The 24,110-nt window shown below is 70.4% G+C and carries 22 protein-coding genes; 11 read left to right on the forward strand and 11 right to left on the reverse strand.

The features are described from left to right. The first annotated feature begins 75 nt into the window (after window positions 1–75). The 3 genes from ppgK to CLV43_RS45185 all read left to right on the forward strand — a co-directional run bounded on the left by ppgK (window position 76) and on the right by CLV43_RS45185 (window position 3,082). A complete protein-coding gene (gene ppgK / locus CLV43_RS45175) occupies window positions 76–837 on the forward strand; it encodes a polyphosphate--glucose phosphotransferase (protein WP_106196728.1) in 762 nt (253 codons plus the stop codon). 206 nt (window positions 838–1,043) lie between these two features. After that, window positions 1,044–2,384, forward strand: coding sequence for an RNA polymerase sigma factor (locus tag CLV43_RS45180; RefSeq protein WP_106196816.1), 1,341 nt, complete (start codon window positions 1,044–1,046; stop codon window positions 2,382–2,384). A gap of 515 nt (window positions 2,385–2,899) precedes the next feature. Then, a complete protein-coding gene (locus CLV43_RS45185) occupies window positions 2,900–3,082 on the forward strand; it encodes a DUF7455 domain-containing protein (RefSeq protein ID WP_106196729.1) in 183 nt (60 codons plus the stop codon). Window positions 3,083–3,307: 225 nt separating this feature from the next. Here the strand turns inward: CLV43_RS45185 and CLV43_RS45190 are convergent, their stop codons facing one another. From CLV43_RS45190 to CLV43_RS45210, 5 genes are all read right to left on the reverse strand, one after another. Beyond that, window positions 3,308–4,480 (reverse strand): ROK family transcriptional regulator, encoded by a 1,173-nt coding sequence (locus CLV43_RS45190; RefSeq protein WP_106196730.1) that lies wholly within the window; start codon window positions 4,478–4,480, stop codon window positions 3,308–3,310. 5 nt (window positions 4,481–4,485) lie between these two features. Beyond that, window positions 4,486–5,910 carry a sugar ABC transporter permease gene (locus CLV43_RS45195; RefSeq protein WP_106196731.1) on the reverse strand — a complete coding sequence of 475 codons (1,425 nt, stop codon included), beginning with the start codon at window positions 5,908–5,910 and terminating at the stop codon, window positions 4,486–4,488. Window positions 5,911–5,927: 17 nt separating this feature from the next. Then, complete coding sequence (locus CLV43_RS45200; RefSeq protein ID WP_106196732.1) at window positions 5,928–6,701, reverse strand: ATP-binding cassette domain-containing protein; 774 nt, start codon at window positions 6,699–6,701, stop codon at window positions 5,928–5,930. A gap of 96 nt (window positions 6,702–6,797) precedes the next feature. After that, the gene (locus tag CLV43_RS45205; RefSeq protein ID WP_106196733.1) at window positions 6,798–7,922 is read right to left on the reverse strand and encodes a sugar ABC transporter substrate-binding protein; all 1,125 of its coding nucleotides are present in this window, start codon (window positions 7,920–7,922) and stop codon (window positions 6,798–6,800) included. A 345-nt stretch (window positions 7,923–8,267) separates the two neighbouring features. Beyond that, window positions 8,268–10,004 carry a DEAD/DEAH box helicase gene (locus CLV43_RS45210; protein WP_106196734.1) on the reverse strand — a complete coding sequence of 579 codons (1,737 nt, stop codon included), beginning with the start codon at window positions 10,002–10,004 and terminating at the stop codon, window positions 8,268–8,270. A gap of 201 nt (window positions 10,005–10,205) precedes the next feature. Here CLV43_RS45210 and CLV43_RS45215 point away from each other — a divergent pair, with 201 nt between their 5' ends. Further along, on the forward strand, window positions 10,206–11,321 hold the full coding sequence (locus tag CLV43_RS45215; RefSeq protein ID WP_106196735.1) for a YihY/virulence factor BrkB family protein: 1,116 nt from the start codon (window positions 10,206–10,208) through the stop codon (window positions 11,319–11,321). A gap of 10 nt (window positions 11,322–11,331) precedes the next feature. Here CLV43_RS45215 and CLV43_RS45220 read toward each other — a convergent pair whose 3' ends face one another. Beyond that, window positions 11,332–11,952, reverse strand: a complete 621-nt coding sequence (locus tag CLV43_RS45220; RefSeq protein WP_106196736.1) for an L-threonylcarbamoyladenylate synthase — start codon at window positions 11,950–11,952, stop codon at window positions 11,332–11,334. 225 nt (window positions 11,953–12,177) lie between these two features. Continuing rightward, entirely contained in the window at window positions 12,178–12,432 is a 255-nt protein-coding gene (locus CLV43_RS45225; RefSeq protein WP_245887506.1) for a DUF3039 domain-containing protein, read from the reverse strand. A gap of 63 nt (window positions 12,433–12,495) precedes the next feature. On the opposite strand from CLV43_RS45225, the gene CLV43_RS45230 reads away from it, so the two are divergent. Together CLV43_RS45230 and CLV43_RS45235 are read left to right on the forward strand one after the other, a co-directional pair. Then, the gene (locus CLV43_RS45230) at window positions 12,496–13,440 is read left to right on the forward strand and encodes a pseudouridine-5'-phosphate glycosidase (RefSeq protein ID WP_106196737.1); all 945 of its coding nucleotides are present in this window, start codon (window positions 12,496–12,498) and stop codon (window positions 13,438–13,440) included. After that, a complete protein-coding gene (locus CLV43_RS45235; protein ID WP_106196738.1) occupies window positions 13,437–14,318 on the forward strand; it encodes a carbohydrate kinase family protein in 882 nt (293 codons plus the stop codon). The genes CLV43_RS45230 and CLV43_RS45235 overlap by 4 nt, the downstream gene beginning before the upstream one ends. On the opposite strand, the gene CLV43_RS45240 is transcribed toward CLV43_RS45235, so the two are convergent. Next, window positions 14,297–14,659, reverse strand: a complete 363-nt coding sequence (locus tag CLV43_RS45240; protein WP_106196739.1) for a DUF3099 domain-containing protein — start codon at window positions 14,657–14,659, stop codon at window positions 14,297–14,299. The genes CLV43_RS45235 and CLV43_RS45240 overlap by 22 nt on opposite strands. 57 nt (window positions 14,660–14,716) lie before the next feature. Between CLV43_RS45240 and CLV43_RS45245 the strand changes: the two genes are divergently transcribed. The 4 genes from CLV43_RS45245 (at window position 14,717) to CLV43_RS45260 (ending at window position 20,019) form a co-directional block, all read left to right on the forward strand. Beyond that, window positions 14,717–16,234: a PucR family transcriptional regulator gene (locus CLV43_RS45245; RefSeq protein WP_106196740.1), complete on the forward strand. Its 1,518-nt coding sequence runs from the start codon at window positions 14,717–14,719 to the stop codon at window positions 16,232–16,234. 648 nt (window positions 16,235–16,882) lie between these two features. Continuing rightward, window positions 16,883–18,367, forward strand: coding sequence for a DUF7782 domain-containing protein (locus tag CLV43_RS45250; RefSeq protein WP_106196741.1), 1,485 nt, complete (start codon window positions 16,883–16,885; stop codon window positions 18,365–18,367). Further along, complete coding sequence (dtd, locus tag CLV43_RS45255) at window positions 18,364–18,789, forward strand: D-aminoacyl-tRNA deacylase (RefSeq protein WP_106196742.1); 426 nt, start codon at window positions 18,364–18,366, stop codon at window positions 18,787–18,789. Before CLV43_RS45250 ends, dtd begins: the two co-directional genes overlap by 4 nt. 231 nt (window positions 18,790–19,020) lie before the next feature. Continuing rightward, window positions 19,021–20,019, forward strand: coding sequence for a sigma-70 family RNA polymerase sigma factor (locus CLV43_RS45260; protein ID WP_106196743.1), 999 nt, complete (start codon window positions 19,021–19,023; stop codon window positions 20,017–20,019). 167 nt (window positions 20,020–20,186) lie between these two features. Here the strand turns inward: CLV43_RS45260 and CLV43_RS45265 are convergent, their stop codons facing one another. Beyond that, entirely contained in the window at window positions 20,187–21,116 is a 930-nt protein-coding gene (locus CLV43_RS45265) for a phosphotransferase family protein (RefSeq protein ID WP_106196744.1), read from the reverse strand. An 87-nt stretch (window positions 21,117–21,203) separates the two neighbouring features. Here CLV43_RS45265 and CLV43_RS45270 point away from each other — a divergent pair, with 87 nt between their 5' ends. Next, window positions 21,204–22,868: a fumarate hydratase gene (locus tag CLV43_RS45270; protein ID WP_106196745.1), complete on the forward strand. Its 1,665-nt coding sequence runs from the start codon at window positions 21,204–21,206 to the stop codon at window positions 22,866–22,868. Window positions 22,869–22,907: 39 nt separating this feature from the next. Here the strand turns inward: CLV43_RS45270 and CLV43_RS47500 are convergent, their stop codons facing one another. Together CLV43_RS47500 and CLV43_RS45280 are read right to left on the reverse strand one after the other, a co-directional pair. Further along, window positions 22,908–23,480 (reverse strand): hypothetical protein, encoded by a 573-nt coding sequence (locus CLV43_RS47500; RefSeq protein ID WP_146175160.1) that lies wholly within the window; start codon window positions 23,478–23,480, stop codon window positions 22,908–22,910. 129 nt (window positions 23,481–23,609) lie between these two features. Further along, the gene (locus CLV43_RS45280; RefSeq protein WP_106196747.1) at window positions 23,610–24,104 is read right to left on the reverse strand and encodes a hypothetical protein; all 495 of its coding nucleotides are present in this window, start codon (window positions 24,102–24,104) and stop codon (window positions 23,610–23,612) included. Between the last annotated feature and the right edge of the window lie 6 nt (window positions 24,105–24,110).

Below are 24,110 nucleotides of genomic sequence, written 5' to 3' on the forward strand. Positions count from 1 at the left end.
TCGCGGGACTATCGGTGGTGCTCAGGCTAGTGTCTGCGGCCACGGTTACTGAATCGAGTAGGAAGGCCACCGGGGATGGGCATTACCCGCGGGTTCGGTGTGGACATCGGCGGCTCCGGCATCAAGGGCGGCCTGGTCGACCTGGAAGCAGGCGCACTGGACGGCGAGAGGCTGCGCATCGCCACGCCCCAGCCGTCGACGCCGGACGCGGTCGCCGACGTGGTGGCCGAGATCGTCGCCAAGTTCGAGTGGACCGGACCGGTCGGCGTGACGCTGCCGTGCGTGGTCAAGCACGGTGTGGCGCTGACGGCCGCGAACGTGTCCAAGCACTGGGTGGACACCGACGCGCGCGCCCTGTTCGCGAAGCGGCTGGGCAAGCCGGTCGAGGACGTCGTGGTGCTGAACGACGCGGACGCGGCGGGCATGGCGGAGATGCGGTACGGCGCGGGCGTGGACCGCGACGGCCTGGTCGTCCTGCTGACGTTCGGCACGGGCATCGGCAGCGCGCTGTTCCTGGACGGCAAGCTCGTCCCGAACACCGAGTTCGGGCACCTCGAGGTCGACGGCCACGACGCGGAGTCGCGCGCGGCGGCGTCGGTCAAGGAGGACAAGGGCCTGTCCTGGGCCGAGTGGGCGCCCCGCGTCTCGCGCTACGTCTCCGTGCTCGAGAACCTCATCTGGCCGGACCTGGTGATCGCGGGCGGCGGGGTCAGCAAGAAGGCCGAGAAGTGGTTGCCGCTCCTCGAAGTGCGCACCGAAGTGGTGGCCGCCTCGCTGAAGAACGACGCGGGCATCGTGGGCGCCGCCGCGGCCGCCGCGCAGGGCATCAAGCACTGATCCGGAAAATCTCCTTACTCGATCTAGCTGCGGGAACACGGGTCTGACCCCCTCGAAAACGAGCGGGGCGCAACAGCACGCGATTCTCGTCGTTACAATGGAACGGTGCCCCGCCGGAAGGCTTCGGCGGGCGCTCCCCCGAACTCTGGCGTCCGAGGTTTCGCGCCCTTCGGATCGCCGTGATCGACAGTCGCGAAAGGGCGTACGTGGCAGCCGCAGAAACCGCAACCCGACGCTCGAGCACCACGAGCGCCGCGAAGACGACCTCGGCCGCAGCCGGCGAGTCTGAGGAGACCCCCAAGGCCGCCTCGGCCCGCAAGGCTCCGGCTCGCAAGCCCGCCGCGGCGAAGACTGCGGCGGCCAAGCCGGCGGCCAAGGCGCCTCGCAAGACGGCCGCCAAGGCGACCGGTCCCGCCAAGACCAAGAAGGACGGCGACGACCCCGAGGACCTCGAAGCCGCTCCCGGCGACGAGGACCTCGGCGAGGACGTGGTCATCGTCGACGAGCCCGTGGTCGACGAGCCCGAAGAGCCCGAGGACGAAAAGAAGCCCGGCGAGGGCGACTTCGTCTGGGACGAGGAGGAGTCGGAGGCCCTGCGGCAGGCCCGCAAGGACGCCGAGCTCACCGCCTCCGCCGACTCGGTCCGCGCCTACCTGAAGCAGATCGGCAAGGTCGCCCTCCTCAACGCCGAAGAGGAGGTCGAGCTCGCCAAGCGGATCGAGGCCGGCCTCTACGCGGCCGAGCGGGTGCGCCGGGCCGAGGACGAGAACGAGAAGCTCACCCCTCAGATGCGCCGCGACCTGCGGTGGATCGTCCGGGACGGCGAGCGCGCCAAGAACCACCTGCTGGAGGCCAACCTCCGCCTCGTGGTCTCGCTGGCCAAGCGCTACACCGGCCGCGGCATGGCGTTCCTGGACCTGATCCAGGAGGGCAACCTCGGTCTGATCCGCGCGGTCGAGAAGTTCGACTACACCAAGGGCTACAAGTTCTCGACCTACGCGACGTGGTGGATCCGCCAGGCCATCACCCGCGCCATGGCCGACCAGGCCCGCACCATCCGCATCCCGGTGCACATGGTGGAGGTCATCAACAAGCTCGGCCGCATACAGCGCGAACTCCTCCAGGACCTGGGCCGCGAGCCCACGCCCGAGGAGCTCGCCAAGGAAATGGACATCACCCCCGAGAAGGTGCTGGAGATCCAGCAGTACGCCCGGGAGCCCATTTCGCTCGACCAGACGATCGGCGACGAGGGCGACAGCCAGCTCGGCGACTTCATCGAGGACTCCGAGGCCGTCGTGGCCGTGGACGCGGTGTCGTTCACGCTGCTGCAGGACCAGCTCCAGTCGGTCCTCGCGACGCTGTCCGAGCGCGAGGCGGGCGTGGTCCGGCTGCGCTTCGGCCTCACCGACGGCCAGCCGCGCACGCTCGACGAGATCGGCCAGGTCTACGGGGTGACCCGTGAGCGGATCCGGCAGATCGAGTCGAAGACGATGTCGAAGCTGCGCCACCCGTCGCGCTCGCAGGTCCTGCGCGACTACCTGGACTAGACAGCCACGCAGAAGGGCCCCGCGCACGTGCGCGGGGCCCTTCTGCGTGGCATCGCGCGTGTGGCACCGCGCGTTCGGCTCTCCGTAGTGCCGAGGTCACGGGAAGGTCTCCGGAGCGCGGACCAGGGGTCCTCGGCACGTCCGAATGGTGGAACCCAGGGCCTTGTTCGCTCTGAGCGGACCAAAGTGTTACCGATCACACCAACGGCCGCGCCGGTCCCACCTTTTGGAGCAATCCAGGGTCCTGGGCAGCCAAAACCGCAGGTCTGAAACCGTTGCCACGACTGCGGATAGTGATTTTGAACCGCCGAAATCGGCGTTCGGGCGGGATCGGCGCACCGTCGAGTGGCGAAAACGCGAGTGACGCGGGTCGCCACCACCACGGGAACACTGACTTCCGCGCGAACGTCTGAGAGAGTGGAGCCAGCGAGCACCACGCACCAGCCAGATGCGTAGTGGTCGCAGCTTGGTAAGAGGGCACCGAATCCCCGGTGCCGGGACGGAGGGAGACTCTAATGACTACACCCACGCTCACCCGCCCCGAGTTGACCGCTGCCGACCGCTGCGACCGCTGCGGGGCTGCTGCCCAGGTTCGCGCCGTACTCCCCTCCGGGGGCGAGCTGCTGTTCTGCGGGCACCACGCCCGTGAACACAGCACGAAGCTGCGCGAGCTCGCTGCCGAACTGCAGCAGGGCTAACAATCGGGGCCGTGTGTGGCCCTCAAGCACCCTTGCCGTTCCGGGGCGGGGATCCGAGAGGATCCCCGCCCCCCTCGCATTTCTGGGGGTTTTCGGGGGGTGCCGGGGTAGGTCTGGCTACGCCAGCATCCGACGCTCCGCGTCGGACAGGGCATCGGACTGCGTCCGACAAGGCGTGTGTCGCCCTCGCTGCGCGTCGGAGTGGGGTGGCTGCTGCGCGTCGGGTCAGACGATGCCGAGGACGGGTTCGAAGGCGGCTTCGGCTGCGCCGACGAGTTTGGCGTCGCGGCCCAGGGGGGAGCTGACGATGCGGGTGCCGCCCACGGCTCTGCTGACGAGGCTGCGGCGTTGGACGACGGCTCTGACCTCGGCGACCACGGGTTCCGGTAGGGCGGTGAAGAGGTCGCCGAGGACGACCAGTTCCGGGCCGAGCATGTTGACGACGGTGACCAGGCCTACGGCGAGCCATTCGGTGAACTCGCCGAGGCGGTGCATGACGCTGTCGGGGTCGGCGGCCAGGGAGCGCAGCTCGGCGACGACGGCGCCGCGGGAGGCGTTCTCGGGGAGGGCCAGGGCTCTGCACAAGGCTGCTTCGCCGACCTCGGTCTCCCAGCAGCCCTCACAGCCGCAATAACAACGCAGCCCGCCTGGGCGGACGACCATGTGGCCCAGCTCGCCCACGTACCCGCCGGTGCCGCGCAAGGGCATGCCGTTGGAGATGACGCCGCCGCCGACACCGACGTCGGCGGAGATGTAGACCATGTCCGAGGCGCCGCGGGCCGCGCCGCGGACGTGTTCGGCGAGGGCGCCCAGCTCGGCGTCGTTGCCGACCTGGACGGGCAGGCCCATGACGGCGCTGAGGCGTTCGCCGAGTGCGACGTTGGTCCAGTGGAGGTTGGGGGCCTCGTGGACCCAGCCGTCGGAGCGGCGGACGACACCGGAGACGGAGACGCCCACGGCGACGGGCTGGAGGTCCAGTTCGTCGGTCAGCAGCTTGGCCGAGTCGACGATGTGGGTGATGACCTCGCGGGGGTCGCGAGTGCGGGTGTGGAGGTTCCAGCTGTCCCGGCCGATGATCTCCCCGCCGAGCCCCACCATCGCCATGGCCACCTGCTCCACGCGGATGTCGATGGCCAGGACGACGGCGGCGTGCGGCTGCGGGAGGACCAGCAGCGAAGGTCTGCCGGCACCGCTGCGCTGTGCGGGGACCCGCTCGGCCACCACGCCGGTCTCGGCGAGACCGTCCACCAGGGCTTTGATCGTGCTGCGGTTGAGCCCGAGCTCAGCCGCGAGCGACGCCCTGGTGGACGGACCGTCGACGTGCAACCGGCGCAGCAGCGCCGTGCGGTTGTGCCTGCGGACCTCGTCGGGCCGGGCTCCCGCAGTCGGTGATGTCACAACTCCTACGAAGCGGCCGAACGACGACGCGACAGCGCATCCACGCTGGCGGCCAGGAGCAGCACGAGACCGGTGACGATGGAGACCACCGCGGCCTCCTGCTTGAGCAGGCCCAGACCGTTCGAGATGATCGCGATGACCGCGCCACCGATGACCGCGTCGCGCAGTCGGCCCTTGCCGCCGAACAGCGACGTACCACCGATGACCGCGGCACCGACCGCGAACAGCAGGGTGTTGCCGCCACCGGAGTCGGGCGCGACCGAGCCGACCTTCGAGGAGTACACGATGGCGCCGAGAGCGGCGACCGACGAGCAGATCACGAAGACGCTCATCCGGATCTTGGCCACGTTGATGCCTGCACGACGAGCGGCCTCGGCGTTGCCGCCGACCGCGTAGATGTGCCTGCCGTACTGGGTGCGGTCCAGGACGAACGTGCCGAGGGTGAGCAGCGCCAGGACGATCGGCACCACGTACGGCACCCCCAGGATGGTCACGGTCGGGTTGACCGCGCGGTTCTGGGTGAGCAGCAGGGTGGCGGCGGCACCGAGCACGACGACCGCGGCGACCTTGATCAGGACGAGCGGCGTGGGCTGGGCGACGAGGCCCTTGCGCAGCCGGGTGAAGTGCCTGCCGAGGACGACGGCGCCGTAGCCGCCTGCCGCGATCAGGAACAGGATCCAGCTGTTGACCGTGTTCAGGTTGCCGTTGGCGACGTCGAACAGGATCTTGTCGTTGCGGATGGGCAGGGTGCCGCCCTGGCCGATGTACTTCAGCACCACGCCGCCCCACGCCAGGAACAGCGCGAGGGTCACGACGAAGGACGGGATGCCGACCTTCGCGACGAGGTAGCCGGTCAGGCTGCCGATCGACGTGCCGATGCACAGCGCGAGCAGCATCTCGATCCACGCGTTCGGCGGCACGCCGAGCAGCAGGATCACCAGGCCGACGACGGGGAGGACGACGCCGGGCCAGATGCGCAGCAGCGCCGACAGGACCGCGGCGACCACCATGAACGCGCAGGTGATGTAGAAGACGCCGTCGCCGAAGGCGGACAGCATGTTGCCGCTCTTGACCAGGTGCAGCGCCATCACGGAGGCGGCGACGCCGGACGCGGTGCCCGCCGACAGGTCGATCTCGCCGAGCAGCAGCACGAAGACGAGGCCCATCGCGATGATCACGATGCCCGCGCCCTGCGCCAGCAGGTTCGCGATGTTGCCCAGGGTCAGGAAGGTCTCGGACTGCGCGCTGAAGAAGATCACCAGCACGAGCAGGCCGAGCAGCGCGGGCAGCGAACCGAAGTCGCCGCCGCGGACCTTGGCCCAGTACTCGCGCAGCGCCTCGCCAGCCGACTTGGACGTCGTGTCGATGCCGAAGTCGGAAATCGCCCCCGTCTCGGGGGCCTTCTCACCGGTGGAGGGTGTGTCAGTCATGCTCAGTTCCTCGGGCATCAGATGGTCGCGGTTTCCGGGCGGGCGATGCCCAGGTCGCCGGAGCGACCAGCGGTGATCAGCTCGACCACCTGTCCGTGGGTGACGTCCTTGGTCGGCAGCTGAGCCGCCATGCGCCCCAGGTACAGGCAGGCGATGCGGTCGGACACCTCGAAGACGTCGTTCATGTTGTGGCTGATCAGCACGACGCCGAGGCCCTGCTCGGCGAGCCTGCGGACCAGGTCGAGCACCTGGCGGGTCTGCGCGACGCCGAGTGCGGCGGTCGGCTCGTCGAGGAGCACGACCTTGCTGTCCCACAGCACGGACTTGGCGATCGCCACGGTCTGCCGCTGGCCGCCGGAGAGCGACGCGACGGACGTGCGGACGGACTTCACGGTGCGCACGGACAGCGAGGCGAGGGTCTTGCGGGCCGCCTGCTCCATGTCGGCCTCGTCGAGGAGCCCGTACTTGCCGCGCTCACGACCGAGGAACATGTTCTGGACGATGTCCAGGTTCTCGCACAGCGCGAGGTCCTGGTACACGACCTCGATGCCGTAGTCCGCCGCTTCGCGGGGACTGTGGATGGTCACCGGCTGGCCTTCGAAGAGCACTTCACCCGAGTCGATCGGGTGGATGCCGGCGATGGACTTGACCATCGTCGACTTGCCCGCGCCGTTGTCACCCACGAGCGCGGTGACCTCTCCGGCCCGCACGGTGAAGTCGATGTCGTGCAGCACGTGCACGGGCCCGAAGCTCTTGTTGATGCCGCGCAGCTCGAGAATCGGCTCGCTCACGGCTGTCCTCCAAAACCTGGTTCTTGCTTGCGGAAACCGCGGCGGGTGCCAGTCGGGGGCTGGCACCCACCGCGGCGGTTGCGGTGAAGCGGCTTGCTACTTGATGCCGAGCTCGGTGCAGGTGGCGGCCAGGTCGGCGACGCAGATCTCGGAGGCCTTGACGGCGCCCGCGTCGACCACGGTCTTGACCTTGTCCTTGGTGATCAGCTGGGCGTCGAGGAGCACCGACTTGACGTCGCGGTTCGCGGTGGTGTCCTTGGTGACGCCGGTGGCGATCTTGTCGGCACCCGCGGTGTCGCCCTTGGCGAGCAGACCGGCGAGCTTGGCGGTGGCCTCGGCCTCAGCCTTGATCGGCTTGAAGACGGTCATGTACTGGTCGCCGCGGAGCACGGCCTGCAGGCCGTCCGGGGTGGCGTCCTGGCCGGTGACCGGCACCTTGCCGTTGAGGCCGAACTTCTTCAGCACGGTGATGACCGCACCCGCGAGGCCGTCGTTCGCGGCGACGACGCCGTCGACCTTCTGGCCGTTGCCGGTCAGGATCTGCTCGAAGACCGTGGCGCCGATCTGGTTGTCCCACTTCTCGATCGGCTGGGACTGGACGAGCTTCAGGTCACCCGAGGCGTACAGCGGGGCGAGGACCTTCTTCTGGCCCTCGGCGAACAGCGTGGCGTTGTTGTCCGTCGGCGCACCCTCGATCTCGATGACCTGGGCACCCTTGTTGCTCGCCAGCGCGGTCTTCAGACCGGTGCCCTGGAGCTCGCCGACCTTCACGTTGTCGAAGGAGACGTAGTACTTCGACGTGCCACCGAGGTTCAGGCGGTCGTAGTCGATGACCGGAATGCCCTGGGCGTCGGCCTTGGCGGCCACCGCGGCACCGACCGAGGAGTCCGGCGAGGCGATGATCAGGACCTTCACGCCCGCGCTGATCATGCCGTCCGCCAGGGTGGTGAACTTCTGGTTGTCACCCTGGGCGTTCTGGATGTCCGCGTCCAGACCTTCGGCCTTGAGCGCCTCGGTGAGCAGGGGCTTGTCGAAGCCCTCCCAGCGGGCGGAGCTGGCGGTCTCGGGAAGGATCACACCGACCTTGACGCCACCGCCCGCGGACCCGGTGCTGCCGGCACTCGTGCTGCTGCCGCCGGTCGAACTGTTGGCACCACACGCCGTCATGGCCACGGCAAGGCCGGTACCTACGGCGATGAGGGCGAGGCTCTTGCTGCGCATCCGCCATCCCTTTCACTGCACTGCCCGAGGACCGGGCAGAAAATGTTGTGGCGCACAACGTATGCCCTGGGACCGGGTGACCGGAACCACACTGCATCGATAAAGAGGGCACGATGCTGCAACGGAGAGGTAACCGAGCCGACATGTGACTACTGCAAATGCATGTCCAAGTCACGTTCAGTCACATTAACCGGTTGCGTAGTGTGTCCGCCGTCTCAATTGGAACCGGGACGTGACGGCATCAACCGGACGTGTCGTCCGCGTTGCGGACGCGTGCGCCCGTCAAGCGAACAGATGGCCAACGGGCGTCGAACGGGCCGCCACGAACGGCCGAACGGGCGGCGGTTACCAGGACCGCAACGTGGCGATGCGCTCCTCGAGCTGCTCGATCGTCGCCATCGCGGTGGGCGGGCCGCCGCAGTGCTCGCGCAGGGCGTTGTGGATCTTGCCGTGCGGCTTCTTGGTGCGGTGGTGGTGCATCGCGACGAGCGAGTTGAGCTCCTTGCGCAACGCGGCCAGCTGCTCCTGCACGCCCTGCGGACGGGCGGCGCGCGGCGGCGCGGGCGGCGGCTCGGCGGCCTTGCGCTTGGCGACCTCGACGAGCTGGTGCTCCTGGCGCTGCCGCAGCAGCGCGCGCACCTGGTCGGGTTCGAGCAGGCCGGGCAGCCCCAGGTACTCCTGCTCGTCGTCGCTGCCCGCGAACGCGGCCGTGCCGAAGGAGGACCCGTCGTAGATCACCTGGTCCAGCTCGGCCGAGGCGCCGAGCGAGGTGAACGACTTCTCGTCCTCGCCCTCCTCGTCCTTGGTGCGGTTCGCGTCGGCCAGGAGCTCGTCGTCCCAGCCGTCCTTCTCGCGGTGCGGCTTGCCGAGGATGTGGTCGCGCTGCTGCTCCAGCTCGGAGGCCAGCCCCAGCAGCACCGGGACGCTGGGCAGGAACACGCTCGCCGTCTCGCCCTTCGCGCGCTGGCGCACGAACCGGCCGATGGCCTGGGCGAAGAACAGCGGGGTGGACGAGCTGGTGGCGTACACGCCGACGGCGAGCCGCGGCACGTCGACGCCCTCGGACACCATCCGGACCGCGATCAGCCAGCGCTCGGTGGTCTGCGAGAACTCCGCGATCCGCCCGGACGCCTTGGGGTCGTCGGACAGCACGACCGTCGCGGTGTGGCCGGTGACCCGGTGCAGGACCTCGGCGTACGCCTTCGCGGTCGTCTGGTCGGTCGCGATGATCATGGCTCCGGCGTCGGGCATGCCGCCGTTGCGGAGCTGGGTCAGCCGCATGTCGGCCGAGGTGATCACCGACTTGATCCAGTCGCCGCTCGGGTCCAGCGCCGTGCGCCACGCCCGCGCCGTCTGCTCCGTGGTCAGCGGCTCGCCGAGGCGGGCGGTGAACTCCTCGCCCGCGCTGGTCCGCCAGCTCGCCTCGCCGGAGTAGGCCAGGAAGATCACCGGCCGGACCACGCCGTCGCGCAGCGCGTCGGAGTAGCCGTAGGAGTGGTCGGGCTGGCTGCGCATCAGGCCGTCGCCGCCCGGCGCGTAGGAGATGAACGGGATCGGCGAGTCGTCGCTGCGGAACGGGGTCCCGGTCAGCGACAGCCTGCGCACGGCGGGCGTGAACGCCTCGCGGATCGCGTCGCCCCAGGACTTCGCGTCGCCGCCGTGGTGGACCTCGTCCAGCATCACCAGCGTCTTGCGGTTCTCGGTGCGGACGCGGTGCAGCGTCGGGTGCGCGGCGACCTGCGCGTACGTGACGGCGACACCGTGGTAGTCGCGGGAGGTGACCGCGTTGGTGTTGCGGAAGTTCGAGTCGATCGCGATGCCGACGGCCGCGGCCGCCTGCGCCCACTGGTGCTTGAGGTGCTCGGTCGGCGCGACGATGGTGATCGACTCGACGGTGCGGTCGGCCAGCAGCTCGGCGGCGACGCGCAGGCCGAACGTGGTCTTGCCCGCGCCGGGGGTCGCGACCGCGAGGAAGTCCTTCGGCTTCGCTGCCAGGTACTTCGTCAGCGCTCGCCGTTGCCAGGCCCGCAGCGGACGCTGGGCGACCGGGGACTCGACAACCTGCGTGTCGGGCTGTGCCACGAACTCATCGCTCCTTCAGCGCAGGTCAAAGGTGGGCTGTGACAGTCGAATGCCCTCAGGCCGGTGTGGTCCCGCGACAGCGCGGGAGCCCGGTGAGGGCGAAGTTCAGCCTACCCGTTCGCGGGCCGCAGGGCGGACACCGAGGCCGCCTCGGCCCGCCAGTGGCGCGGAACGGCCCGCCATGCACCATGCTTGACCTCGATGGGTCTGCCGACGGACGACAACAGGCGCGCCTCGCCCGCCACCGCGCAGGAGCCGGTGCGCCGCGGGTCGGGGCGCCTTGTCGCGCGCACGCTGAAGAAGGCTTGGCAGGGGAACCTGTTCTCCGAGGCGGCCGAGGCCGCGTTCTGGCAGACGCTGTCGTTCCCGCCGCTGCTGCTCGGACTGCTCGGCAGCATGGGCTACCTGGGCGACTGGCTCGGCCCGGAGGTGGTCAGCCAGGTCAAGGAGAAGATCATCGGCTTCTGCCGGACGATCTTCAGCCGGGACGTCGTGTCGGGGGTGATCGAACCGACGGTCGACCAGATCCTGACCACCGGCAAGGGCGAGATCGTCTCCATCGGCTTCGTGATCTCGCTGTGGGCCGGGTCGTCGGCGATGTCGTCGTTCGTCGACGCGATCACCGTGGCGCACGACCAGTACGGCGTGCGCAACGAGGTGTGGCAGCGGATCTTCGCCCTGCTGCTCTACATGGCCAGCCTGGTGCTGCTGATCATCGGTCTGCCGGTGCTCGCGCTCGGCCCCGACCTGCTGACCCAGTTCCTGCCCACGAGCTGGCAGAACACCGTGTCGTACTGGATCGGCGTCTTCTACTACCCCGGCCTCGCCGTGCTGCTGATCCTGGCGCTCGCCACGCTGTACAAGCTCTCGCTGCCGCGCAAGCTCCCGTGGCACCGCCTTGTCCCCGGCGCGGTGCTCGCGATGGCCGTCTTCCTGCTCTCCAGCATCGGGCTGCGGCTGTACATCCAGTGGATCACCACCACCGGCTACACCTACGGTGCCCTCGCGACCCCCATCGCGTTCCTGCTGTTCGCCTACTTCATCGGCCTGGCGATCACCATCGGCGCGTACTTCAACAGCGCCATCCAGGACATGTGGCCCGCGCGGATGACGCGGAGGCAGCGCAGGAGGTGGCGGAGGCTGGAGATGGAGAGGACGGCGGAGCGGATCCGGGCGGACGAGCGGTCCACCACCGAGCTGTCGCCGGAGCCCGCGCAGGAACCGGAGCCCGCGCCCGAACCGGAGCCCGGTAGCGCCCCCTCCCCCGCCGACACGACCCCGACGACCCGGCTGCCCGTGCCGCGGTCGCAGGGCTGAGCCCGCGGGCCTACTCGAACCGGCTGGGGTCGCCCGCGCCGACGCGGACGATCTCGGCCTCGCCGTTGGAGTAGTCGATGACGGTGGTGGGGACGGTGCCGCACTCGCCGGAGTCGATGACCGCGTCGACGACGTTGTCCAGCCGTTCCTTGATGTCCCAGCCCAGCGTCAGCGGCTCCTCCTGGTCGGGCAGCAGCAGGGTGCTGGACAGGAGGGGCTCGCCGAGCTCGGCGAGCAGCGCCTGGACGACCTTGTGGTCGGGGATGCGGACGCCGACGGTCTTCTTCTTGGGGTGCATGAGGCGCTTGGGCACCTCCTTGGTGGCGGGCAGGATGAACGTGTAGCTGCCCGGCGTGGCGGCCTTGATGGCGCGGAACGCGGTGTTGTCGACGTAGACGAACTGGCTCAGCTGCGCGAAGTCCTGGCAGACCAGCGTGAAGTGGTGGCCGTCGCCGAGGTGGCGGATCTCGCGGATGCGGTCGATGCCGTCGCGGTTGCCCAGCTGGCAGCCGAGCGCGAAGCAGGAGTCGGTGGGGTAGACGACCAGGCCGTCGTTCCGGATGAGGTCGACGGCCTGGGCGATCGACCGCTTCTGGGGGTTGTCCGGATGCACATCGAAGTACCTGGCCATGCGGGGAGCTTAAGGTCGCGCGGTCGGGCGAACACTTCGAGGTCGATCGACGCCCCGATCGCGCGGGCTCCGGGGCGGGTGATCGCCCAGGTCGGACGAGGTCGGACAGTGGCCGTGCGGGCCGTGCCCACCGGTCAACGAGCAGCCGAAACGCACGACGACGGCCCCCGCGCGGCAGACCGAAAAGGGGCGGGCGCCCGTGCGCACGCCCCTGGGACATCGGTCCTAGTCGTCGCCGCCGGGCGGCAGGCCGTCGTAGATCTTCTTGCAGTCCGGGCACACCGGCGAGCCGGGCTTGGCCGACTTGGTGACCGGGAAGACCTCGCCGCACAGCGCCACCACGTGCGTGCCCATGACCGCGCTCTCCGCGATCTTGGCCTTGCGCACGTAGTGGAACATCTTCGGCGAGTCGTCACCGGTGGAGTCGGTGCCCTGGGACCGCTCGTCGGTCTCCGGCAGCGTCTGGGTCAAGGTGCTCACCGCACCATGATGCCCCACCGCTCGTTTTCGGCCTAGCCGGTCGGTCGGCAATGATTACCGCTCGTGACGACTACGAGGATCGCCGAAGAGGTCGCCGACGCGTTGGCGGAGAACCGGGCAGTGGTGGCGCTGGAGAGCACCATCCTGGCCCACGGACTGCCGCCGGGCCGCAACCGCGAGGTCGCCGGACGGCTGGAGGCGGTCGTCCGGGCGGCGGGCGCGGTGCCCGCGACGATCGCCGTGCTCGGCGGCGTGCCGGTGGTCGGGCTGACCTCCCACGAGCTGGACCGGGTCTGCGACCCGGCCAACAACCTGGTGAAACTGTCCCGGCGCGACCTCGGACCCGCCTACGCGCTCGGCCGCGACGGCGCCACGACGGTGGCCGGCACCGCGGCTCTCGCCGACGCAGCGGGCGTGCACGTGTTCGCCACCGGCGGGCTCGGTGGGGTGCACCGCCGAGTCCCGTCCGCGGGGGCGGGCATCCACCAGAGCGCCCACGACTCGTGGGACGTGTCGGCCGACCTCGACGTGCTGGCCACGACGCCGGTGCTGGTCGTCTGCTCGGGGGTGAAGTCGGTGCTCGACATCGGCGCCACCCTGGAGCTGCTGGAGACCCGCTCGGTCCCCGTCCTGGGCTACCGCGTCGACCGCTTCCCCGCGTTCTACCTGCGGGAGTCGGAGTTCGACGTGCCGTGGCGGGTGGACGACCCGAAGCACGTCGCGGCGGTCGTGGCGGCGCACCGCGACCGCGTTCCCGGCCGGTCCGGGGTGCTGCTGGCCAACCCGGTGCCGTTCGAGTTCGAGATGGACCGGGACCTGCACGACCGGCTGCTCGCCGACGGCCTGGAGCTGCTCAGGACGCGCGGCGTGCACGGCAAGGACGTGACGCCGGTCCTGCTGGAGCACTTCCACAGCGCCAGCGGCGGCGTGAGCCTGGACACCAACGAGGCGCTCGTCATGTCCAACGCGCGGCTGGCCGCCGAGGTCGCCGTGGAGCTGGCGCCGTGACCATCGTGGTGGTCGGCGACGCCGGGCTGGACGTGGTCGCCCGGCACCACGGCCCCATCCCGCACGGCGGCGACGTGCGGGCGAACGTGACCATCGAACCCGGCGGCGCGGGTGCCAACACGGCCGCGTGGCTGGCCGAGTGCGGCGCCCGGCCGGTGCTCGTCGCACGGGTCGGCGCGGACTCCGCGGGCCGCCAGGTGCACGCCGAGCTGACGTCGGCGGGCGTGCGGTGCGCGTTCGCCGTCGACCAGGAGGCCGCGACCTGCTGCGTCGTGTGCCTGGTCGACCCGCAGGGCCAGCGCAGCATGCTGGCCGACCGCGGCGCGAACGCCCGCTTCTCCCCGCAGGACCTCGATCCGGGGCTGCTGGCCGACGCGACGCACCTGCACCTGTCCGGCTACGTGCTGCTCGACGCCTCCTCGCGGCCCGCCGCGCTGGCGGCGCTGGCCGCGGCGCACGAGGCCGGGCTGACGACGTCGGTGGACCCGCAGGCGTCCGTGCTGCTGGACCTGGATCCCCAGGGGTTCCTGGACGACGTGCGCGGCGTGGACTTCCTGATGCCCAACACCGAGGAGCTGGTCTCGTTGACCGGCTCGGCCGATCCCGCCTCCGCCAAGGCGCTGCTGGACGTGGTCGGCGCGGTCGTGCTGACCTCCGGCGCCGACGGGGCGAGCTGGGTCGACCGGGACGAGGTCGTCTCGGTGCCCGCCGAGCTGGTGGAGTGCGTCGACTCGACGGGGGCGGGCGACGCGTTCGACGCCGGGTTCCTGGCCGCGTGGCAGCGGGGCGCGTCCAAGCGGGACGCGCTGCTCGGCGGGATCAGGGCGAGCGCGCGGGCGGTGTCCTCGGTGGGGCCTCAGCCGTCGATGACCCGGTGATCCTTGCCCGACGACTCGATCGCCTTCGCCTCGACCCGGTAGCGGTTGGCCTTCTCGGCCTTGCGCGGCGGGCGGTCGTTCGCGATCAGCACGGCCATCCACGGCAGCGGGATCGACAGCACCAGCAGCGCCACGGACAACCACCAGATGTCGATGAAGACCATCGCCAGGATGATGCACGGGATGCGCGCGCTCATCATGATCGCGTACTTCCGCTTCCTGGCCTTGTGCTGCTCGTCCAGGGAGAGCGCCGCCTCGGTGATCAGCACCGGGGTGTCGTCACGCTCGGATGTGCTCACGACACCACCTCCGCCTTCCGTTGTCGCACCGCTGTTCCCCATCCAACACCCGGTCGAGTGACTCCCGCACAACAGGGCCGCCGCGCTTAGGATCCGCACGTGGTGGCCCTTGACCGGCTGGTCGACGTGCTCGGCAGTCTCGGCACGCACCTGAGCTGCGCTCCGCGCGGCCGGGACGTCGAGCTGCGCGGTGTCGCGCTGCACGACGCCGCCGAGCAGACGCCCGCCGCTCCGGACGACGTCCTGCTCGGCCTGGGCATTCCGTCACCCGCCGCCGCCGTCCGGTTGGTGGCCTCGACCAGTGCCGCCGTCGTCGTCCTGCACGGGCGGCCGCCGTTGGACGAGAAGATCGCCGCCGCCGCCCGCCGGTCCGGCGCGGCCGTGCTGCTGGTCGAGCCGTCGGTGCCGTGGAGCCAGCTGGCGAACGTGGCGCAGACGCTCGTGCTCGGCGGCCAGCAGAAGGGGTCCGGCGACCTGTTCGCGGTCGCCGACGCCATCGCCGCCGTGGTCGGCGGCCCCGTGACCATCGAGGACCAGCAGTCCCGCGTGCTCGCCTACTCCTACCGCCAGCAGGACGTCGACCAGGTCCGCGTGCAGACCATCCTCGGCCGCAAGGTGCCCGACGAGGCCCGCCGCGCCCTCGACTCCTACGGCGTCTTCACCCACCTCGGCGCCACCGACGAGCCCATCTACGTGCCCAGGCTCACCGACCAGCTCGGCGGCAGGCTCGTCGCCGCCGTCCGCGCCGGCCGCGAGCTCCTCGGCTCCGTCTGGGTCGAGGTCGACGCCCCCGTCGACCCCACCCGCGCCGCCGCACTCGTCGACGGCGCCAGGACCGCCGCCCTGCACCTGCTGCGCGCCCGCGCCAGCGCCGACCTCGAACGCCAGGCCGAAGCCGACCTGGTCATCGCCCTCCTCGACTCCCCCTCAGCCGCCCCCGCCGCCCTCACCCGCCTCGGCCTACCGCCGACGGACCTGCGCGTCATCGCCGTGCAGGCCCACGTCGGCGACGCCGACCACGGCGCCGCCCTGCTCGCGTTCGAACGCGCCACCGCCGGCTTCGGCTGGTCCCGCCCCGGCCGCAGCGCCCTGTTCGGCAACGTCCTCTACACCGTCATCCCCTGCGGCGACGACCCCACCGCCGCCCTCGACTGGGTCCACGCCCTCTCCCGCGAACTCCCCACCGAAGCCACCATGCTCACCGGCATCGGCGGCCCCGCCGACGCCATCCAGGTCTCCGCCTCCCGCCACGAAGCCGACGAATGCCTAACCCTCTCCACCGGCACCCCCCTCGTCTACGACCACTCCTGGGCCCGCGTCCTGCTCCACCGCCTGTCCGCAGCAGCGGACAGCGGCCGCCTCCCGACACGCGGCCCCGTGGCGGATCTGCTTCGGCACGACAAGGAACACGGAACCCACTACGCGATCACCCTGCGAGCCTGGTTGGCCGCTCAAGGGGACACGCGGGCAGCCTCGCGAACGCTTGCGGTGCACCCGAACACGCTGCGGTACCGCATGCAACGAATGGCCGAGGTGACGGCACTACCGCTGGACGACCCAGAACAACGACTCGCAATGGCCATCGCCCTGTCGGTACAGGCCCGCAGAGTCACCTGAAACACGCCTGGCCGAGGGTCCCCCGATTGTGAAGACCCCCCGATTCACAAGGTACTCAGGGGGTACGACATTTTCGTGGCCGCCGTAATGGACAGTCTGTCCAGCAAGCCCGAATGCCTGTTCCGACGCAAAGCGACGACGCCTGTCCCGCGCACCCCGATGGGCGCAGCCCGCCACCCCGCACCCGGCGCGGAGCGCCCCACAGCTTTGTCCGACGCGCAGCGAGGATCCCCACGTCGGGCGAAGCCCGCCAACGCGCATCCGGCGCGGAGCGCCTGGGGCCTTGTCGGCGCCAGCCGATGCCTCGTCCAACGGCGAAGCCGAGGATGCCTTGTCGGGCGCAGCCCGATGCCCTGTCGAGCGCAGCTCGATGCTGGCGAAGCCAGATCCCCTCCCGCCCCCGATACACAGCGCCCTCCTGCCCCACCCCCGTTTGTCAAGACAGCTTTATCGTCTTGACAAACGGGGGTGGGGCATTGAGACAATCGCGCACCGGGGGCCGGGCTTCGCGCCCCGGAAACCCCAAAACGAGCCTCACCAGCCAATGCACAACCAAAACCCAAGGTCCCCCCACCGTGAGCACCCCCCGAAACCCAAGCTACTCACCGGGTCCGACATTCCCCATCCCCCGGATGAAACCATGACCAAGTGCTCCCCAACTTCACCCCCGACCTCACCTCCCGCCTCCGCGACTCCTTCCTCACCGCCGGCTACGACACCGACGGCGTCCTCTCCGCCCTGGGCCCCCAGGCCCAGTCCGCCCTCACCCGCGGCGAACCCGAACCCGCCCGCCGCGCCACCAAGGACGCGGGCCCCCTCGGCACCCTGATCCGCCTCTTCCTCCTCGGCGACCCCGAACCCGAACCCGACATCCGCACCGCTTTCAAGTCCCTCGACATCGACACCCTCCTCGCCACCGAGCTGCTCCGGAGGACCGACCAGGGTCTCCGCGCGGGTCTGGACGTCCGCCCGTACGCGGACACCTCCTGGTGGGTCATCGCCGACCTGGACGCCGAACAGCGCGGCGGCCCCGTTCCCGCCGATCACGTCCTGGGCATCGGCCAGGCTTCGATCAGCCTCGCCAGGGCCACCGCGCGACGCCCCGTGGGCACCCTCCTGGACCTCGGCACCGGCTGCGGCGTCCAGGCCCTCCACGCCTCCCGGCACGCCGGGCGGATCACCGCGACGGACCTCTCCGAGCGCGCCCTCGCGCTGGCCAAGGGCACCTTCCTGCTCAACGAGCTGGACGTGGAGGTGGCGCAGGGCGAGTGGTTCGCGCCGGTGCGGAACCGCCGGTTCGACCAGGTCGTCTGCAACCCGCCGTTCGTGGTCGGCCCGCCGCGGGTGGACTACACCTACCGCGACTCCGGGCTCGGTGGTGACGACGCGAGCGCGCTGGTGGTGCGGCAGATGCCGTCGTTCCTGAACGAGGGCGGCGTGGGGCAGCTGCTGGCGTCTTGGCTGCACCGCAAGGGCGAGGACTGGGCGGACCGGGTTTCCGGGTGGTTGCCGCGGGGTGGGGTGGACGCGTGGTTCGTGCAGCGGGACGTCGCGGACCCGGCGCTGTACGTGGGGACGTGGCTGCGGGACGCCGGGGTCGACCCGCGGTCGCCGGAGGGGCGCGAGAAGGCCGCGGTGTGGCTGGACTGGTTCGCGCGCAACGACGTGGAGGGCGTCGGGTTCGGGTTCGTGACGGTGCGGCGCACCGGCGGGGAGCACGCGGAGGTGGTGTGCGAGGACCTGCGGCACGCCTACGTCGACCCGCTGGGCCCGGAGACGTCGGCGTGGCTGGACCGGGTGGACTGGCTGCGGGCGAACGGGTCGGCGGAGTCGTTGCTGGCGACCCGGTTCACGGTGCCGGAGTCCGTGCTCCTGGAGGAGGTGTCCTCACCGGACGAGGAGGGCTGGACGGCGGTCGTGCGCAGGCTGCACCGGCAGGACGGGCCGGGGTGGCAGCACGAGCTGGACGAGGTCGCGGCGGCGCTGCTGGCGGGCTGCCGGGGCGCGCTGCCGCTGGAGGACCTGGTGACGCTGCTGGCGTTCGCGCACGACCAGCCGCTGGACGGGCTGATCGCCAACGCCCTGCCGGTGGTCCGGGACCTGGTGCGGCACGGCATGTTGAGGCCCGCGTGAGGGCCGTTGTGGCACGAGTCACACAGGCCAGCGTGGTGGTGGACGATCTGGTCGTCGGCGCCATCGACGAGCCCGGCCTGTTGGTGCTGCTCGGGGTGCACGTGGACGACAACGAGGCGCTGGTTCCGGTCATGGCGCGCAAGCTCCACGAGCTCCGCGTGCTGCGGGACGAGGAGTCCTGCGCCACGACCGGCGCACCGCTGCTGGTTGTGAGCCAGTTCACCTTGTACGGGGAGACGCGGAAGGGGCGGCGTCCGTCGTGGACGGCCGCCGCCCGGCCGGAGAAGGCGGAGCCCTTGATCGAGGGAGTGGTGCGGGAACTGCGGCAGAAGGGCGCGCGAGTCGAAACAGGACGGTTCGGCGCGATGATGTCGGTGCACAGCGTGAACGACGGTCCGTTCACGGTGATGGTGGATCTCTAAGTCGAGCTCTCAGGAAATCCTCAGCATTGCGGGCGCAACGCGTGTGATGGCGACGACGTCTTCAGTTCAGGGAGTCGGGAACGAATTGGCATTCCGACGCGTTTCCCAAGTGTCCAGCCGGCAAGCGATGGGTACCCAGCGGGCCCCGACGCCGAAAGGCTCACTGCGCAGTGCAGCGCAGGTGTGTGACGCACCCGCACGCCAGCCCGCGACAAAGGGGGAGGGAGTTCCATGACCGTCCCGAGGGTCTTCGACCGAGAGGTCGACACCACAACCACCAGCACGCTCACCGCCGCCGAGTTGGACCTCGACGCACAGGGCCCGGCCGCCGATCTCGTTCGAGTCTACCTGAACGGAATCGGCAAGACCGCCCTGCTCACAGCGGCCGAAGAGGTCGAGCTCGCCAAGCGGATCGAAGCCGGGGTCTTCGCTCAGCACATGGCCGAGACCGCCAAGCGCCTGTCCCCCACGCGCCGCGAGGAACTGCGCGCGTTGGTGCGGGACGGCCACGTGGCAAAGAACCACCTGCTCGAAGCGAATCTCCGTCTCGTCGTTTCGCTCGCCAAGCGATACACGGGTCGCGGAATGCCGCTGCTCGATCTGATCCAGGAAGGCAACCTGGGCTTGATCCGCGCGGTGGAGAAGTTCGACTACACCAAGGGCTTCAAGTTTTCGACCTACGCGACGTGGTGGATCCGCCAAGCGATCACCCGCGGAATGGCGGATCAAGGCCGCACCATCCGCCTTCCCGTCCACCTGGTGGAACAGGTGAACAAGTTGGCGCGGATCAAGCGCGATCTGCACCAGCAGCTCGGTCGGGAAGCGACGACGGAGGAGTTGGCGAAGGAATCGGGCATCAGCCCGGAGAAGGTCTCCGACCTCCTCGACCACGCCCGCGACCCGGTGAGCCTCGACATGCCGGTCGGCGCCGAGGAGGACGCCCCGCTGGGCGACTTCATCGAGGACTCCGACGCGACGGACGCCGAGAGCGCGGTCATCTCCGGCCTGCTCCAGGACGACCTGCGGCGGGTGCTCTCGACGCTGGACCCGCGCGAGCAGGCGGTCATCCGGCTCCGCTACGGCCTGGAGGACGGGCAGCCGCGGACGCTGGACCAGATCGGCAAGCGGTTCGGGCTGTCCCGCGAGCGGGTCAGGCAGATCGAGCGCGAGGTCATGTCGAAGCTCCGCCAGGGCGAGCGCGCGGAGAAGCTGCGCGCGTACGCGAGCTGAGTCACCCGATTGGCCGCGTTGACTTGTGATCCGAGTCACGGCACGGTCTTGCTCTACACAGACCTTGCGGCAACCCCCACCCCATCTCGTGGGGGCGAGTCGCATGCCAAGGAAGGTCGGGGCGGTCGGGGGCCGGCCCGGCCTTCCGCTATTCCCCGACCCGGATCTCAGGTCAGGTCGGCGGCCAGCCGCTCCCGGTAGAAGCGCACCGCCTTCTCGTGGTCCTCGCCGACGAACCCGCGGGGCGCGCACTCCACGATCATGATCAGGTAGAGGTACACCCGGTAGAGCCGGACGCGCTGCCGCGCGGACTCCGTCAGGTCCACGGCCCCGTAGCCGAGCAGGAAGTCCGGTTCGTCCTCGATGTCGCCGAACAGGGCGAGCGAGACGAAGTCGGCCAGCGGGTCGCCCCAGAACGCCCGCTCGGGGTCGATGATCCCGACCACCGCCGGGGCGGCCGGGTCGACGAAGATGTTGCCCGGCCAGAGGTCGAAGTGGACGAGGACCGGTGTGGTCACCTCGTCGAGAACGGCTGAGCGGGCCTGGAACCAGTCGGAGAGGCCCTCCGGGAGCCCGACACCGAACACGTCCGCGTCGGCCAGCACGGAGGCCACCATGGCCAGGAAGGCCCCTCGCCAGGTGTCACCGCCCGGTCCCTCCGGGTAGCCGAACGAGTCCCCTTCGATCCGGTGCAGCCGGGCCACGATCCCGCCCAGCTCACGCCTCAGCGAGGCGCGCGCCCCCGGCGCCAGCTCCTGGTCCAGCGACGCCCAGGACCCGCCGTCCAGGCAGCTCATCACCAGCAGGCCGTCCTCGGCGTGCAGCACCTCCGGCACCGGCACGCCGTGCGCGGCCATCAGCCGGAACGCCATCACCTCGGTGCGCATGATGTCCCGCTCGTAGGTCATCAGCGGTGTCCCCGGCGGCGGCGCGACCTTGAGCACCACCACCCGCCCGTCGTCGGTGGTGAGCCGGTAGGCCGCGTTGAACATGCCGTCGGTCAGCTCGACGTGCTCCGCCAGCCCCGCCCCCGTCGCCCGGCGGGTGATCGACGACAGCTCGGACCCGGTCAGCTTCCGCTTGGTGTCGCTGTGCACGACGCGAATCACATCACGACGGCTCGGTCGCCCGATGGCGATCGGATACGGTCGGCGGATTCCGAAGCGCGCAAGGGAGCCCGCGACGTGTCCACCACCACGACCCCCTTCCACTACTCAGACGTCCTCCCCTTGGCGAAGGACACCACCACCGAGTACCGGCTCGTCACGGCCGACGGCGTCAAGGTCGTCGAGGCCGCGGGCCGCACGTTCCTGGAGATCGCGCCCGAGACGCTGACGCTGCTGGCGAAGGCGGCCATCCGCGACATCCAGCACCTGCTGCGCCCCTCGCACCTGGCGCAGCTGCGCGCGATCGTGGACGACCCCGAGGCCAGCGGCAACGACCGGTTCGTGGCCATGGACCTGCTGCGCAACGCGAACATCGCCGCGGGCGGCGTGCTGCCCATGTGCCAGGACACCGGCACCGCGATCATCATGGGCAAGCGCACCGAGACCGTGCTCACCGGCGGCACCGACGAGGAAGCCCTGTCGCGCGGCATCTTCGAGGCCTACCAGGAGCTGAACCTGCGCTACTCGCAGATGGCGCCGACGACGTTCTGGGACGAGAAGAACACCGGCACCAACCTGCCCGCGCAGATCGACCTGTTCACCGCGCCCGGCACGGAGCCGAAGTACGAGTTCCTGTTCATGGCCAAGGGCGGCGGCAGCGCGAACAAGACGTTCCTTTACCAGGAGACCAAGGCGCTGCTGAACCCCAAGCGGCTGGCCACGTTCCTGGACGAGAAGCTGCGCTCGCTCGGCACGGCGGCGTGCCCGCCCTACCACCTCGCGGTGGTCGTCGGCGGGCTGTCGGCCGAGCAGAACCTCAAGGTCGCCAAGCTCGCGTCGGCCCGCTACCTGGACGACCTGCCGACCGAGGGCTCCCCGCTGGGCCACGCGTTCCGCGACACCGACCTGGAGCAGCAGGTCCTGGAGCTGACCCGCAACTTCGGCATCGGCGCCCAGTTCGGCGGCAAGTACTTCTGCCACGACGTGCGCGTGGTCCGGCTCCCCCGGCACGGCGCGTCCTGCCCGGTCGGCATCGCCGTGTCGTGCTCGGCGGACCGCCAGGTCAAGGCGAAGATCACCGCGGACGGCGTGTTCCTGGAGCAGCTGGAGCGCGACCCGGCGCACTTCCTGCCCGACGTGCACGACGAGCACCTGTCCGACGAGGTCGTGAAGATCGACCTGACCCGGCCGATGGACGAGATCCGCGCGACCCTGTCCTCCCTGCCGGTGAAGACGCGGGTGTCGCTGACCGGCCCGCTGGTCGTGGCGCGCGACATCGCCCACGCGAAGATCAAGGAACGCCTGGACGCGGGCGAGGGCATGCCGCAGTACCTGAAGGACCACCCGGTCTACTACGCCGGTCCGGCCAAGACGCCCGAGGGGTACGCCTCCGGCTCGTTCGGCCCGACCACCGCGGGCCGGATGGACTCCTACGTCGAGGAGTTCCAGGCCGCGGGCGGGTCGCTGGTGATGCTGGCCAAGGGCAACCGGTCCAAGCAGGTCACCAACGCCTGCCAGACTCACGGCGGCTTCTACCTGGGCTCCATCGGCGGCCCGGCCGCGCGGCTGGCGCAGGACTGCATCCGCAAGGTCGACGTGCTGGAGTACGCCGAGCTGGGCATGGAAGCGGTGTGGAAGATCGAGGTGGAGGACTTCCCCGCGTTCGTCGTGGTCGACGACAAGGGCAACGACTTCTTCTCCGAGACGTCGGCCCCGCTGCTGCAGGTGTCGTTCCGCAGGTAGGCAGGCGGGGAGGGGACCCGGCGTCCCCTCCCCCACCCGTCACGCGGCGTCTTGGCGGGCTTCCAGGACGACCTTGCGGTCGCCCAGGGGCGCGGCGAGGGTGACGTTGAGCGGGACGTCGCGGATCTCCTGCGTGCACACACCGCCCGCACCGGGCGCGTAGTACGTGGTCACGAGGGTGATCTGCACCTGGTCGGCGGCCTGCGTGGTCACCTCGGCGGTGGCCGTCTTGCAGCCACCCGCCTGGCCGACCACCTGCAGCGTCCGGCCGTCGGAGGCCACGCTCACCTGCGTCTTGTACGTCTCCGGCAGCACCGTGCCGTCCACCTTCGACGGCGGCACCTCGGTCGACCCGCCCGGCAGCGGCGGCGCGCTCGACTGCGACGGCTGCGGCGGGACCTGGCTCTGGCCGGGCGGGCGGACGCCCGAGGACGGCAGGGTGGCCGTCCCACCGGGCAGACCGGACGCCGACGGCGACGACGAGGCCGTGGACGGCGACGACGAAGGCGTGCCGGACGATCCACCTGCCCCGAACGGGGCATCTCCACTACCGCAACCGGCTAGTGCGCACAGTCCCACGGCGAGGGCGACGAGCACCTTGGCGTTCCTCATATCGCAAGGACGGTACAGGCGCCGATGTGGTTGCAGGACCCCGCCGGACCGGACAAGACAGGACAGAAAGGCGCCCGACCAGCGGTGTCCGGCCGACGGGGCGTCGACCGGACACCGGGTCGGAGCCGGTTACTGCTGCTGGCGGGTGGCCAGCGCGACGGTCCGGTCGCCCAGGGGCGCGTCGAGCTTCGCGGTCAACGGCGGGAAGCGGATGTCCATGGTGCACATCTGCTGGGTCGACGGCATCGTCTCGACGAGGACCAGCCGGACCGTGGTCGGGGACTGCTCGGCGACCTCGGCGGTCACCTTGCTGCACCCGCCCTCCTGGCCGATCACGCCGATGACGGAGCCCTCGCTCTCGGTCCAGACCTGGCGCGGGTACTGCTCGGGCAGCGCGGCCGCGTCGATCTTCTCCGCGGGCACCGCGACACCGCCGTTGGGCGGCGGCTCACCGACCGCGACCCCCGGATCCGTCGAGGTCGTCGTGGGTGCGGGCGAGGACGAGATGCTGAGCTGCGGTTCGCCGGACCCGCTCCCGGCGTCGACCGATGACTGGGGGTTCGCACACGCGGCCACCAGCAGGAACAGAACGCCGGCGCCGACTGCGGTTCCTAGGCTTCTCATGTGAAC

This window comes from Umezawaea tangerina (assembly GCF_003002815.1).
Taxonomy (GTDB): Bacteria; Actinomycetota; Actinomycetes; order Mycobacteriales; family Pseudonocardiaceae; genus Umezawaea; species Umezawaea tangerina.

Bases quoted from the DNA above. Each gene is read 5' to 3' on its own strand.
- CLV43_RS45220 (WP_106196736.1), bottom strand. From the start codon at position 11,952: ATGGCCAGGTACTTCGATGTGCATCCGGACAACCCCCAGAAGCGGTCG.
- CLV43_RS45215 (WP_106196735.1), top strand. From the start codon at position 10,206: ATGGGTCTGCCGACGGACGACAACAGGCGCGCCTCGCCCGCCACCGCG.
- CLV43_RS45185 (WP_106196729.1), top strand. From the start codon at position 2,900: ATGACTACACCCACGCTCACCCGCCCCGAGTTGACCGCTGCCGACCGC.
- CLV43_RS45280 (WP_106196747.1), bottom strand. From the start codon at position 24,104: ATGAGAAGCCTAGGAACCGCAGTCGGCGCCGGCGTTCTGTTCCTGCTG.
- CLV43_RS45260 (WP_106196743.1), top strand. From the start codon at position 19,021: ATGACCGTCCCGAGGGTCTTCGACCGAGAGGTCGACACCACAACCACC.
- CLV43_RS45240 (WP_106196739.1), bottom strand. From the start codon at position 14,659: ATGGGGAACAGCGGTGCGACAACGGAAGGCGGAGGTGGTGTCGTGAGC.
- ppgK (WP_106196728.1), top strand. From the start codon at position 76: ATGGGCATTACCCGCGGGTTCGGTGTGGACATCGGCGGCTCCGGCATC.
- CLV43_RS45205 (WP_106196733.1), bottom strand. From the start codon at position 7,922: ATGCGCAGCAAGAGCCTCGCCCTCATCGCCGTAGGTACCGGCCTTGCC.
- CLV43_RS45195 (WP_106196731.1), bottom strand. From the start codon at position 5,910: ATGACTGACACACCCTCCACCGGTGAGAAGGCCCCCGAGACGGGGGCG.
- CLV43_RS47500 (WP_146175160.1), bottom strand. From the start codon at position 23,480: ATGAGGAACGCCAAGGTGCTCGTCGCCCTCGCCGTGGGACTGTGCGCA.